Origin of the sequence: Neptuniibacter halophilus, from assembly GCF_030295765.1 — a bacterium.
GTDB lineage: Bacteria > Pseudomonadota > Gammaproteobacteria > Pseudomonadales > Balneatricaceae > Neptuniibacter > Neptuniibacter halophilus.
The window spans coordinates 2,365,724-2,378,958 of sequence record NZ_AP027292.1; the positions used below are offsets into that span (position 1 = coordinate 2,365,724).

The window sequence follows — 13,235 nt, forward strand, 5'->3', positions numbered from 1 at the left end:
ACTAAGAGTATTTGGAGGTCGTCATGGCTTATAGTGAAAAAGTAATCGATCATTACGAGAATCCGCGTAATGTCGGCAAAATGAATGATAAAGATGCCAACGTGGGTACGGGTATGGTTGGAGCGCCAGCCTGTGGTGACGTTATGCGCCTGCAGATCAAGGTAAGTGACGAGGGTATCATCGAAGATGCCAAGTTTAAGACCTATGGCTGCGGTTCTGCGATTGCATCCAGTTCACTGATCACTGAGTGGGTTAAAGGGATGTCGCTCGATGAAGCGGCAGAACTGAAAAACACAGCGATTGCCGAAGAGTTGGCGTTGCCGCCGGTGAAAATCCACTGTTCTGTTCTGGCAGAAGATGCGATTAAAGCTGCAGTGGCGGATTACAAAGAGAAACAGGGCAAGTAAGCGATCGCTTACTTGCCGGGAGAAGGCAGGCGTTTATGGCAATTACCATGACTCATGCGGCGGCGGATCACGTCGCCCGCTATCTGGAAAAACGTGGCCATGGCGAAGGAATTCGTCTGGGTGTACGTACATCGGGCTGCTCTGGTATGGCTTATGTTCTTGAATTTGTTGATGAAGTTCAGGAAGAGGATGAGATCTTTACCGGGCCACAGGATGTTAAGATCATTATCGATCCGAAAAGCCTGCTTTATCTGGATGGTACAGAACTGGATTTCGTCAAAGAGGGACTGAACGAAGGGTTTAAATTCAATAACCCGAATGTCTCCAGCGAATGCGGTTGTGGTGAAAGCTTTAACGTCTGATAGCTTCGGCAGATAGATGGATATCAATAAGAACTATTTTGAGTTTATCGGTCTGCCGATCTCATTTCATATCGATCAGGCCGAGCTGTCTGATCGTTCCCGGGAGTTGCAGAAAACTTTGCACCCGGATCGTTATGCGCACCAGTCTGAGCGAGAGCAGCGTATCGCTGTTCAGTACATGGCTCATTTGAATGAAGGTGTTGCAACACTGAAATCCCCGCTGCTGCGTGCTCAGTATCTGTTACAACTGCAGGGCATTGATACGACTGTAGAGTCGTCCACGCCGATCGATCCGATGTTTCTGATGCAGCAGATGGAGCTGCGTGAAGAGCTGGAGGAGATCCCGGAAAGCGATGATCCCTATGCGGCACTCGAAACGCTGCTTGAAGAGGTGAATGGCTTGCTTCGGCAGTTGCGGGAACAGTTTGCACAGACCTTTGAGGCAGCCGATCTGGATGCTGCCACCGCTGCTGTGCGTAAAATGCAATTTTTAGAAAAGCTTGTGCTCGAGATTGAACGTCTTGAAGATAAGCTGGATGGCTGACGCAAACTATGGCGCTGTTACAGATAGCTGAACCGGGGCAGAGCCAGGCTCCGCACCAACATAAACTGGCAGTAGGAATTGACCTGGGTACTACCAACTCACTGGTGGCATCGGTAAAAAGCGGTGAGGCGGTAACCTTGCCAGATCTGGACGGGGAGCATCTGTTACCTTCCGTCGTGCGCTACATGCCTTGTGGCTCCAGTCAGGTCGGTTACGAAGCCCGCAAACATGCCGCTGAAGACCCTTACAATACCATTATTTCCGTCAAGCGCCTGATGGGGCGCGGCGTTGAAGATGTTAAAAGTCTGGGCGATGAGGCGCCTTATCACTTCGAAAGCAGTGAGAGCGGCATGCCTTATATCAAAACGGCTGCGGGTCGAAAAAGCCCGGTCCAGGTGTCTGCTGATATTCTTGAATCATTGCTGCATCGGGCTGAAGAAGCGTTGGGTGGTGAACTGGTAGGGGCTGTTATTACGGTTCCGGCCTATTTCGATGATGCCCAGCGTCAGGCGACAAAGGATGCAGCCAAAATCGCCAATATTAAGGTTCTGCGCCTTTTAAATGAGCCGACGGCCGCTGCGGTCGCTTATGGTCTGGATCAGGGCAGAGAAGGTGTTATTGCTGTTTATGATCTGGGTGGTGGTACCTTCGATGTATCTATCCTGCGTCTGAATAAAGGTGTATTCGAAGTACTTTCTACTGGTGGTGACAGTGCACTGGGCGGTGATGATCTCGATCTGGCGCTGGCTACCTGGTTCGCAGAACAGGTTGGTTTGTCCGATATTACAGGATCTGTATCCCGTTATCTGACCGAAAAAGCACGTGCAACCAAAGAGCTGTTAAGTGCTCAGGATCAGGTTGCTGTTGTGCTGGAGCTTGATTCCGGTTGTCACGAGCTGACCATTTCGCGTGAGCAGTTCGATGCGCTGGTGCTGCCACTGGTCAAGCGCACTATCCGTTCCTGTCGTCGCGCCCTGAAAGATGCGGGTGTGGAGGCAGATGAGGTGCTTGAGGTTGTCATGGTAGGCGGTTCTACGCGCGTCCCGCTGGTGCGGAATGAAGTAGAAGCGTTTTTTGGCCGCAAACCACATATTGATATCGACCCTGATCGTGTTGTTGCCGTCGGTGCAGCGATACAGGCGGATGTGCTGGCGGGTAATAAGCCTGACAGCGATATGCTGCTGCTGGATGTCATTCCTCTCTCATTGGGTCTGGAAACCATGGGTGGCCTGACCGAAAAAATCATTCATCGTAACACCTCTATTCCGGTTGCCCGGGCGCAGGAGTTTACCACCTATCAGGATGGGCAGACTGCGATGGCGATCCATGTGGTTCAGGGGGAGCGTGAACTGGTTCAGGACTGTCGTTCCCTGGCGCGCTTTGTGCTCCGTGGAATTCCGCCGATGGCAGCAGGTGCTGCGAAAATCCGGGTCACCTTCCAGGTGGATGCGGATGGTCTGCTTGGGGTGCACGCAAAGGAACTGACCTCGGGAGTAGAAAGTAGTATTCAGGTTAAGCCATCGTACGGCCTTGAGGATTCCGAGATCGCAGAGATGCTGAAATCTTCTTACCTCAACGCCGCAGAAGATAAAGATGCTCGTCTGTTGCGGGAGCAGCAGGTTGAAGCGGATCGTTTGATCGTCTCACTGCAGGAGGCGTTAGCTGCAGATGGTGAATTGTTGCTCAGTGATGCGGAGCGAGAGAGCCTGCGCGCTGAGATTGATAAACTGGTTTCACTGCGACAGGGCAGTGATGCAGGCGCCATAGAAGAGGGGATTAAAGTGCTCTCTAAGGCGTCTGATGATTACGCTGCAAAGCGGATGGATTTTAATATTCAGAAAGCGTTGCAGGGGCATAGTGTTGAAGAGCTGGGGGAGCGTGAGTAATGCCGCAGATTATTTTTCTGCCACATGATGAGTTATGTCCTGAGGGCAAGGTGATTGAAGCTGAGCCTGGTGTGACTGTCTGCGATGCGGCACTGGCCAATGGTATTGATATTGAACATGCCTGCGAGAAATCCTGTGCCTGCACAACCTGTCACGTGATTGTGCGTGAAGGCTTTGATTCCCTCGAGGAGTCGGATGAGCTGGAAGACGATATGCTGGATAAGGCCTGGGGCCTTGAGCCGGAGTCGCGCCTGAGTTGTCAGGCGGTTGTGGCTGACGACGATCTGGTTGTAGAGATTCCGCGCTACACTATCAATCAGGTATCTGAGCGACACTAAGGAGGCATTTATGAGCCTGAAATGGGTTGATGTGCTGGATATTGCGATTGAGCTTTCGGAAAAATTCCCTGAGCAGGATCCAATGACCATCAGCTTTCCTGACCTTTACCAGAAAGTGATGGAGCTGGATGAGTTCGATGACGATCCGGATCGCTGTGGTGAAAAGATCCTTGAAGGTATCCAGATGGCCTGGATCGAGGAGATGGATTAAACCCCTCTTTCAAGGCAAATAAACCCGGCACTGCCGGGTTTTGTTGTTTAAACGACCTACTGTTTTCTGTCATCACTCTGGCGTATAATTGCGCGCTTGATTTCAGGAGCTATCCGAAAGCCTAATTGCAGATCCCGGTATCCCGTGTGGGGCGCTGAGTTTAAGTGGATCTGAGAGGTTTTCAGATAACTCTTTTTTTAATTTATTTTGGAGCTTAGAAAATGGCCCTTGAACGTACGTTCTCCATCATTAAACCCGATGCAGTTGCTAAAAACGTTATTGGTAAAATCGTTTCTCGTTTTGAATCCAACGGTCTGAAAATCGTTGAGATGCAGATGAAGCAGCTGACTCAGGCAGAAGCTGAAGGTTTCTACGCTGAGCACAAAGAGCGTCCATTCTTTGGTGATCTGGTTAAATTCATGACGTCTGGCCCTGTTGTTGTACAGGTACTGGAAGGTGAAAACGCAATCGCGCTGAACCGTGAACTGATGGGTGCGACTAACCCACAGGAAGCGGCTGAAGGCACTATCCGTCGTGATTTCGCAGAGTCTATCGATGCGAACGCTGTTCACGGTTCGGATTCCCCTGCTTCTGCTGAGCGCGAAATCGCTTACTTCTTCGGTAACTAATTACCGTCCAGGCCGCCGGTAACCTAAACTGGTTACTGGTGGTCTACTGATTGACCCAAGTTTTGAGTACCCGTCATCCATGACTGAATCCGTTAAAAAAGTAAATTTGCTGGGCCTGTCGCCGGCTAAAATGGCCGCTTTCTTTGAAGAGATTGGCGAGAAGAAATTTCGCGCAACTCAGGTGCTGAAATGGATTCATCAGCTGGGTGCAACCAGCTTTGATGAGATGACAAACATCAGCAAAGGCCTGCGTCAGAAACTCGCTGAAGTGGCGGAGATTCGTGAGCCGGAAGTCCTGCTTGAAAAAACATCCAAAGATGGCACCCGTAAATGGGTGATGCGTACAGAGAGTGGATCGAGTGTTGAAGCCGTATTGATTCCCGACGGGGATCGCAAAACACTCTGTGTCTCTTCTCAGGTGGGCTGCTCGCTTGATTGCAGTTTCTGTTCAACCGGCAAGCAGGGTTTTAACAGTAACCTGACGACCGCTGAAATTATTGGTCAGTTACGGATCGCTATCCGCTCCTATGGTGATTACAACACGACTTCACAGCGTGTGGTAACCAATGTCGTGCTCATGGGTATGGGCGAGCCACTGATGAACTTCGACAATGTGGTCGACGCGATTACCCTGATGATGGAAGATAACGCTTATTGTCTTTCCAAGCGCCGTGTCACGCTGTCTACTGCAGGGGTTGTGCCTGCGATCGACAAGCTGCGTGAGGTCACTGATGTGTCTCTGGCGATCTCGCTGCATGCACCGAATGATGACCTGCGCGATATCCTGGTGCCGATTAACCGCCGTTATCCAATTAAAGAGCTGGTTGCAGCCTGTAACCGCTACCTCGATAATCTGAACGATAAGCGGGTTATCACTGTCGAGTACACCCTGATTAATGGGGTTAACGACAAGCCTGAACATGCGAAAGAGCTGGTGAAGATTCTGCGGAAGATGCCTTCCAAGCTGAACCTTATTCCGTTCAACCCGTTTCCTAATTCCGGATATGAGCGGCCGTCAGAAGAAAGAATTCTGGCGTTTAAAGAAATTATCGTTCATGGTGGCATTGTGACTACTGTCCGGCGCACCCGGGGCGATGAAATTGACGCAGCCTGTGGCCAGTTGGTCGGACAGGTGGCGGACCGGACACGACGTAGCCAAAAATATATCCCTGTTGCCCAGGCAGAGCCGCAGCAGGAGTCGCAAACAACGCATTAAGAGGGATTAAGCGTGAGAGGAATCAAACTGGTACTTACTTTGTCACTGGTGCTGGTCGTTGCAGGGTGTGCAACAAAAGGTTCCTCCAGCGTAGGGGATAAAACCCCCGCCTTCGAAGCGTACTCCCGTTTGGGGTTTGAGTATCTCCAGACCGGTGATACCAGTAATGCCAAGACCTCCTTTCAGCGTGCTATTGAGCTCAACAGCGATTACGCAGAACCGCACAATGGTCTGGCACTGGCATTCCAGTTAGAAGGGGATGATCAACTGGCCGAGCAGTATTACCGCAAGGCCACGGCTCTGGCACCAGACTCCGCTATGATGCATAACAACTTCGGTGCGTTCCTGTTTGCGAACAAACGCTATGCTGAGGCTTGTCAGGAACTGGCCCGGGCGACCGAAGATCCTTTCTATAACCGGCGTTCCCAGGCGTTTGAAAACTTAGGCCGTTGTTACCGTCTGCTGAACCGGAATGATGCCGCGAAACATGCGTTTCAGCGCTCGCTTCAGGTGACAGGGAACCGGCCTGTCGCACTGGTTGAACTTTCCGAACTCTATCTTCTCGAATCGAATTACCCGGAAGCTGAAAAATACTTTGATCGCTTCCTTGTCATGGTAGAGAATCGACGTATAGAACATTACGCAAAAAGCCTGTGGGTCGGAATCCGGCTCGCGCGTCACAGCGGTAACACTAACCGCTCCGCAGCTTATGCCCTGATACTGAAAAATCTATATCCTGAGTCTGATGAATACCGGGAATATGAGGAGTCCGCTCGTTGAGTACAGAAGAACAAGAATGTCAGCCTGAACTGCTGGCCGAGGAGTGGGGTGCACGCCTGACAACTGCACGAGAAAGTCTTTCCATCAGCATAGAGCAAGCCTCCGCTGATCTTAATCTGCCAGTCGATTACCTGCGTAAACTTGAACGCGGTGAACTCAAGGGTCTGCCAAGTATGGTATTTGCCCGGGGTTACATCCGTTCCTATGCCAAGTTATTACACCTGAACGACAGTGAACTGGTCTGCGAGTACGAGCGGATTCATGGAGAAACCGGTAAAGGTCAGATTCGTCCGGTCAGCCGTGTGCGTCAGCAGGTGCGTATGGGTGATCCGGTGATGAAACTGTTTAGCTGGATCTTCTTTCTGGCGATTATCGGGGTGTCTGTATGGTGGTGGCAGACTCAGTATGGGGGTGATCTGTCATTGGGCGATGCCGAACAGTCAGCGCCCGAAGGGGCTGATCAGCCTTCGCAAACAACCGCCCCCGGTGTCGTAGAGATGGAAGATGGCAGTGCTCAACTGGTGCTGCCAAAGCTGGATGATACGCCGGCGGACAGTGCTCCGGCAGAGGCGGGAGCGGAGAAGCCGGAGAGCGCGGAAGAGCCGGAATATCTGTCGGATGATGAGATACAAAAATTGCAGCAGGCCATTGATAGCAATGCCGGCTCTGATTCTGCAGCCGCAGTGGAAGAAACGGCGGCCGCTCAGGATATCGCGCCTGCAGCAACGGAGCAGGCTGCGAGCCCGTCCGTTGCCGATGGCGAGGTGAGTGTAACGGCTGATTTTATTGCTGAATGCTGGGTATCGATCAAAGATGCGAACGGCAAAACACTCTTTAACAATCTTCGAGGTAAAGGACAGAGCCTCAGTGTTACCGGGCAGGGGCCATTGAATGTGCTGATCGGGGCTGCTGATGCTGTTGGTCGGTTCAGTTATAACGGCTCAGAGCTTGATCTGTCTGAGCATAGCCGTAAGAATATCGTCCGCATTAGTTTGCCCATCGCAGAATAATTTTTTGATTTTTTAAGGTTGCAGTTTTGGCCAAGATAAAAGCCATTCGCGGGATGAATGACATCCTGCCTGAACAGACGCCGGTCTGGCAGTATCTGGAAAACACCGTTAAAGATGTACTGTCGGTCTACGGTTACAGTGAAATCCGTATGCCGGTTGTAGAGCAAACCAATCTGTTTAAACGCTCTATCGGGGAAGTAACCGATATTGTTGAAAAAGAGATGTACACCTTTGAGGATCGTAATGGTGAGAGCCTCACCCTGCGACCTGAAGGGACAGCAAGCTGCGTCAGGGCGGCAGAAGAGCATGGTCTGCTGTTTAATCAGATGCAGCGGTTCTGGTATCAGGGGCCGATGTTCCGCTATGAACGCCCGCAAAAAGGCCGTTATCGTCAGTTTCACCAGATTGGTGTAGAAACCTTTGGTATGGCCAACGCGGATATTGATGCAGAGGTTATCCTGCTCAGTGCGCGCCTCTGGAAGCGTCTGGGTTTGCTCGATTCCGTTACCCTTCAGCTTAACTCTCTGGGCAGCAATGAAGCCCGCGCTGAATATAAAGCGGCTCTGGTTGAGTATCTTGAGCAGCGCAAAGATCAGTTGGATGAAGACAGTCAGCGCCGTCTGGAAACCAACCCTTTGCGTATTCTTGATAGCAAAGACGAAAAAACACAGTCTTTGTTGGATGGTGCGCCGGTTCTCAGCGACTATCTTGATGAGGAATCCCGTGAGCATTTCGCTGAACTGACCGCAACACTGGATGCAGCGGGTCTCAGCTATGAGATCAACCCTCGTCTGGTGCGTGGCCTCGATTATTACTGCAAAACCGTTTTTGAGTGGGTGACTGATAAGCTGGGTGCTCAGGGAACCGTCTGTGCCGGTGGTCGTTATGATGGCCTGGTGAAACAGTTGGGCGGACGACCAACCCCGGCTGTGGGTTTCGCTATGGGTGTAGAGCGCCTGATTCTGATGCTGGAAACCCTGAACCTGATCCCTGAAGCAGTGCGTCAGCCTTTTGATGTTTATCTGGCGGCTGATCAAAAAGGTATTCAGTCGAAACTGGTGCTGTTTGCCGATCAGCTACGTGACCGTTTTCCGGGATTGAGAGTACGTATTCACTGCGGTGGCCTGAAAAATATCAGCCAGAAAGCACAGCAAACCGGCGCCCCGGTTGTTCTGTTGATGAAAGAGGACGATAATCAGTCGCTTTGTGGCTCATTGTGGTATCAGGGTGAGCCTGCGTTTGATCTCGAAATTGCACAGATTGAGGAGAAAATCGCCTCAGTCTGGCAGGCAAAGTAACGTATTTAGGTCTATTGGGTACAGGAGATTAAGGTGGCAGAACTACGCACCGATGAAGAACAGGTTCAGGCACTGAAGTCTTGGTGGAAAGAAAACGGCAAATCGCTGCTTCTGGGTGTTGCTGTTGCACTGGCCGCAGTACTGGGCTGGAAAGGCTGGCAGGATCAGCAGGCTGCGAAAGCACAGAATGCATCGATTCTCTATCAGAATCTGCTTGATGCTGTGGTTGGCGCTATCGGTCCTAAGCAGGATGAGGCGCAATTTGCCACCGCAAACCACCTGAGTGAACAGCTTAAAGATGAGTATGAAGGCAGCAGTTACGCGAGCTATGCGGCACTGATTATGGCCCGCGTTGCTGTTGACCAGAATGAACTCGCCAAAGCGCGACAGGAGCTGGACTGGGTGCTGGCAAATCAGCCAAATGAGTCCATCTTCATCCTGGCCTCTTTGCGTAAGGCGCGGATTCTTGCTGCCGAAGGTGATGTTGATCAGGCACTGACGCTGGTGAATCAGGTACCGGTTGGTGGCTACAAGAGCAGTATTGAAGAGTTGAAGGGAGACTTGTACCTGGCGCAGGGTGATCAGGAGCGCGCGCGCAGTGCTTATCAGGCAGCGGTCGATGCGGCTCAGGCAAACACTCGCCCGGTACTTGAAATGAAACTGAATGATCTGGCGGCAGAGGACAGCTAAATGATTAAGATCTACCGGACAATCGCTGCAGGGCTGATTACTGCCCTGGTAGCGGGTTGTGGATTCTGGGGTGATGATGGTGAAGAGGTCGTACCGTCGCCTCTGGTCTCTTTTGATGCCGAGAAAAAGGTGAAAACCCTGTGGTCAGTATCGATCGGTTCAGGCATGGGAGAAAAATTCCATCAGTTCACACCGGCCATCGATGACAACAGAATCTTTGCGGTAGATCAGGAAGGTACCGTCGTCGCGGTGGACCGCACAACCGGCAGCAAACTATGGCAGGTTGAGCTGGAAGTTCCGGTTGTCGGCGGTGTTGGTAGCGGTTTTGGTAAAGTGGCTGTCGCCAGCGAAGAAGGTATGTTGTATGTACTCTCGGCTGAAGACGGCAGTGAGCTCTGGCGCGCTAACGTCAGCTCTGAAGTCACAGCGCCCGCGCAGTTTAATACCGAGCTGGCCGTATTCCAGTTGATCAATGGTAAGGTTGTGGCTTTTGAAGCCAGCACCGGAAATCGTCGCTGGACCTTTGATGCTCAGGTTCCCCGTCTGACACTGCGCGGCACCAGTGCACCGATCGTCGCCAGTGATGTGACGTTCGCGGCGTTTGCCAGCGGTAAGCTGGTTGCCATTGATAACGTAAAAGGCACCACCATCTGGGAAAACCGGGTGGCGTTGCCGGAAGGTCGTTCAGAGCTGGAGCGTATGGTCGATATTGATGGTCGACCATTGCTGGTTGATCGGACTCTCTATGTGAGTAGCTATCAGGGACGTCTGGTCTCGATTAACCCGTTCCGTGCGCAGATCGTCTGGGCGCAGGATGTATCGAGTTACCACTCTCTGGCGGCCGGTTTCGGTAATGTCTACGTGAGTGAAGCCGATGATGCGGTACAGGCGTTTGATCGCAGCTCAGGTGCGAGCGTCTGGCGTCAGTCAAAGCTGGAAAATCGTGCGATCAGCGCGCCGGCAGCGCTGGGCACTGCAGTCGCGGTAGCTGACTTTGAAGGCTATATTCATTTTATGTCTCAGACCGATGGCCACTTTGTCGCGCGTGGCAGAGTGGATTCCTCCGGGGTCTATGGCGATATGGTAGTTAAAGACGATGTGCTTTACCTGCTGACCAATAATGGTCGTCTGGCTGCAGTAACGCTGCAGTAAACGAATTAAATTCTTCGGGCGGCTACCTGCTATGCAGCTAGCCGCCGTTTTTGTTTTTACCTGCCTGTATGCAGGGGTGATATTTAAATGCTTCCGGTAATTGCACTCGTAGGTCGGCCTAATGTCGGCAAATCAACACTCTTTAACCGTCTGACTCGCTCCAGAGATGCGCTTGTTGCTGATCTGCCGGGGCTGACCCGCGACCGTAAATACGGTGAAGGTCGTCTGGCCAATGAAGAGCAGGACTATATCGTGGTAGATACCGGTGGTATCACCGGCGATGAGCAGGGTATCGACTATGAGATGGCCCGGCAGTCATTACAGGCAGTCGAAGAAGCGGATGTTGTTCTGTTTCTGGTAGACGGTCGGGCGGGTATTAATCCTGCTGACGAGATGATTGCAAACTACCTGCGCCGGAGTGAGAAGCCCTACTATCTGGTTGTCAACAAAACCGACGGTCTGAACCCGGATATTGTAGTCAGTGATTTCTATGAATTGGGTATGGGGCACCCCTATGCCATTGCGGCTTCACACGGGCGGGGTGTAACGGCACTTATCGAAATGGTGCTGGAAGCGCTTCCGGATCTGGAAACGGAATCCGAAGAAACGCTGGAAGAGGTATCTAAGAGCATCAAGATTGCGGTCTGCGGCAGACCCAATGTAGGCAAGTCCACCCTGGTAAACCGTATGTTGGGTGAAGACCGGGTTGTGGTGTTTGATAAGGCCGGCACTACCCGTGACAGCGTATATATCCCTTATGAACGTGATGGTAAAAACTACACGCTGATTGATACCGCAGGTATTCGCCGACGCAAGAATATTACCGAAGCGGCTGAGAAGTTTTCTATCGTCAAAACCCTGCAGGCAGTAAAAGATGCCCATGTGGTTGTGATGGTGCTGGATGCCCGGGAAGGTGTAACTGAGCAGGATATGCACATGCTCAGCTTTGTTATCGACACTGGCCGTTCAATGGTTATCGCCCTGAATAAATGGGATGGTATGAACGGTGAAGAGAAAGAACGGGTTAAAGAACAGATCGAGCGTAAACTGGAGTTCGCTGATTTTGCCCGTATGCATTTTATCTCTGCGCTGCATGGCAGTGGTGTGGGTAATATGTATGATTCAGTCGATGAGGCATATGGCTTTGCCATGGCGAAATGGTCTACCAGTAAACTGACTCGCCTGCTGGAAGATATCGTAGCTGATCACCAGCCTCCTATGGTAAAGGGACGCCGAATTAAACTGCGATATGCACATCAGGGTGGATCCAACCCGCCGATTATCGTTGTTCATGGTAACCAGACCAATGCCCTACCGGGGTCATATAAACGTTACCTCGAAAACAAGTTTATCTCTGTACTGGGGATTATGGGCACGCCGATCCGGTTTGAGTTCAAATCCAGCGAAAACCCGTTCGAAGGTAAAAAGAACCCTCTGACAACACGCCAGCTCGCAAAGAAAGAGCGCTTCCGTGATCATATTCGCCAGATTAAGAAAGCGAATAAGAAAAAGAAAAGTAAAAAATAATGCGTAACAACCTGCCTATAGGTGTATTTGATTCAGGTGTAGGCGGGTTAACCGTCCTTAATGCGATTAAGGACCTGTTACCGGGTGAAGATCTCGTTTACCTCGGAGATACCGCCCGCGTCCCATACGGCACCAAAAGTGCGGCCTCAGTCATCCGCTATGCGGAACAGGCTGCCGCTGCACTCACCTCCCGTGATATTAAGCTGCTGGTCATTGCCTGTAATACGGCCTCGGCCGTGGCTGTAGAGCACCTTCAGCAACTAAATCCGGGCATTGCTGTCTTTGGCGTTATCGAGCCGGGCGCGCAAGCCAGTATTGCTGCCACAACCAATAACCATATAGCGGTTATTGCTACAGAGGGCACTGTAAATAATCAGGCCTACCAAACCGCAATATTAAAGCATAATCCGGATGCATCAGTCGTAGCGCAGCCGTGCTCCCTTTTTGTCGCGTTGGCAGAGGAAGGCTGGCATAACGGTGAGCTGGTTGAAGCGATCGTCAGTGAATGCCTACGGCCGGTGCTTCGTGCTGACTGTCAGAGCAAAATAGACACTCTGGTACTGGGTTGCACACATTTCCCTGCACTGAAACAGAGTATCGCCAAAGTAGTGGGTGATCAGGTTACCCTGGTAGATTCTGCGCAAACTACGGCTGCAGCGGTCAGGCAATTCCTGATTGAAAAGGAATTGCTTAATAAGCAGGAAAGGGGTGAAGTCTGTTTTCTGGTTACGGATGATCCGGGTCGCTTCGCTCGTGTAGCTAAGCACTTTTATACGGGGCAGATAAGGGAAGGCGAGATTCAGCAGATTGATATACAGCATTTCTCCCCGATTGGGTGACACCAATTGATCAGACTTTAAGGCGCCGTCAGGCGCCTTTTCTGTTTCTGCCCGCCGTAAAACGACCCGCTCTGTACAGATAACGAACAGCGCTGATTGTTTAGTGATCAAAAAAGGCCGTAATGACACTTTTTTACGGTTTTTTTCAGTTTTTTTACGACAGGGTGTTGACCCTTTTTCAGAACGCTGTAGAATTCGCCGTCCTTGCTTAGGGAGGCCGCCGAAACGGGGCTGATTGAACTAAGCAAGGTGCTTAGTAAGTGCTTGAATCCATTGGATTTTGACGGTGCTTACGGAGCAGGATTCAAAGTCCGGTTGCTGAGTAAAAAATTTTACAAAATTGCAA

The 13,235-nt window shown here is 51.3% G+C and carries 15 protein-coding genes; all 15 read left to right on the top strand.

Going from position 1 to position 13,235, the window contains the following annotated elements; translation table 11 throughout:
- Positions 1-23: 23 nt before the first annotated feature.
- The 15 genes from iscU to murI all read left to right on the top strand — a co-directional run bounded on the left by iscU (position 24) and on the right by murI (position 12,889).
- Complete coding sequence (gene iscU, locus QUD59_RS10985; RefSeq protein ID WP_286237038.1) at positions 24-407, top strand: Fe-S cluster assembly scaffold IscU; 384 nt, start codon at positions 24-26, stop codon at positions 405-407.
- A gap of 35 nt (positions 408-442) precedes the next feature.
- Positions 443-769: an iron-sulfur cluster assembly protein IscA gene (gene iscA / locus QUD59_RS10990; protein WP_286237039.1), complete on the top strand. Its 327-nt coding sequence runs from the start codon at positions 443-445 to the stop codon at positions 767-769.
- 16 nt (positions 770-785) lie between these two features.
- Entirely contained in the window at positions 786-1,313 is a 528-nt protein-coding gene (hscB, locus tag QUD59_RS10995; protein WP_286237040.1) for a Fe-S protein assembly co-chaperone HscB, read from the top strand.
- An 8-nt stretch (positions 1,314-1,321) separates the two neighbouring features.
- Entirely contained in the window at positions 1,322-3,199 is a 1,878-nt protein-coding gene (gene hscA, locus QUD59_RS11000) for a Fe-S protein assembly chaperone HscA (protein ID WP_286237042.1), read from the top strand.
- Entirely contained in the window at positions 3,199-3,537 is a 339-nt protein-coding gene (gene fdx / locus QUD59_RS11005; RefSeq protein WP_286237043.1) for an ISC system 2Fe-2S type ferredoxin, read from the top strand. Before hscA ends, fdx begins: the two co-directional genes overlap by 1 nt.
- 10 nt (positions 3,538-3,547) lie before the next feature.
- Positions 3,548-3,748 carry a Fe-S cluster assembly protein IscX gene (gene iscX, locus QUD59_RS11010; RefSeq protein WP_286237045.1) on the top strand — a complete coding sequence of 67 codons (201 nt, stop codon included), beginning with the start codon at positions 3,548-3,550 and terminating at the stop codon, positions 3,746-3,748.
- 221 nt (positions 3,749-3,969) lie between these two features.
- Positions 3,970-4,377, top strand: a complete 408-nt coding sequence (gene ndk, locus QUD59_RS11015; protein WP_286237046.1) for a nucleoside-diphosphate kinase — start codon at positions 3,970-3,972, stop codon at positions 4,375-4,377.
- A gap of 79 nt (positions 4,378-4,456) precedes the next feature.
- Positions 4,457-5,593, top strand: coding sequence for a dual-specificity RNA methyltransferase RlmN (rlmN, locus tag QUD59_RS11020; protein WP_286237047.1), 1,137 nt, complete (start codon positions 4,457-4,459; stop codon positions 5,591-5,593).
- Positions 5,594-5,605: 12 nt separating this feature from the next.
- A complete protein-coding gene (pilW, locus tag QUD59_RS11025; RefSeq protein ID WP_286237048.1) occupies positions 5,606-6,373 on the top strand; it encodes a type IV pilus biogenesis/stability protein PilW in 768 nt (255 codons plus the stop codon).
- A complete protein-coding gene (locus QUD59_RS11030; RefSeq protein WP_286237049.1) occupies positions 6,370-7,383 on the top strand; it encodes a RodZ domain-containing protein in 1,014 nt (337 codons plus the stop codon). Before pilW ends, QUD59_RS11030 begins: the two co-directional genes overlap by 4 nt.
- A gap of 26 nt (positions 7,384-7,409) precedes the next feature.
- Entirely contained in the window at positions 7,410-8,681 is a 1,272-nt protein-coding gene (hisS, locus tag QUD59_RS11035) for a histidine--tRNA ligase (RefSeq protein WP_286237050.1), read from the top strand.
- A gap of 33 nt (positions 8,682-8,714) precedes the next feature.
- Positions 8,715-9,371 carry a YfgM family protein gene (locus QUD59_RS11040; RefSeq protein WP_286237051.1) on the top strand — a complete coding sequence of 219 codons (657 nt, stop codon included), beginning with the start codon at positions 8,715-8,717 and terminating at the stop codon, positions 9,369-9,371.
- Positions 9,372-10,523 carry an outer membrane protein assembly factor BamB gene (gene bamB, locus QUD59_RS11045; protein ID WP_286237053.1) on the top strand — a complete coding sequence of 384 codons (1,152 nt, stop codon included), beginning with the start codon at positions 9,372-9,374 and terminating at the stop codon, positions 10,521-10,523.
- An 87-nt stretch (positions 10,524-10,610) separates the two neighbouring features.
- The gene (gene der / locus QUD59_RS11050) at positions 10,611-12,050 is read left to right on the top strand and encodes a ribosome biogenesis GTPase Der (RefSeq protein ID WP_286237055.1); all 1,440 of its coding nucleotides are present in this window, start codon (positions 10,611-10,613) and stop codon (positions 12,048-12,050) included.
- Positions 12,050-12,889: a glutamate racemase gene (gene murI / locus QUD59_RS11055; RefSeq protein ID WP_286237057.1), complete on the top strand. Its 840-nt coding sequence runs from the start codon at positions 12,050-12,052 to the stop codon at positions 12,887-12,889. The genes der and murI overlap by 1 nt, the downstream gene beginning before the upstream one ends.
- The last annotated feature ends 346 nt before the right edge of the window (positions 12,890-13,235 follow it).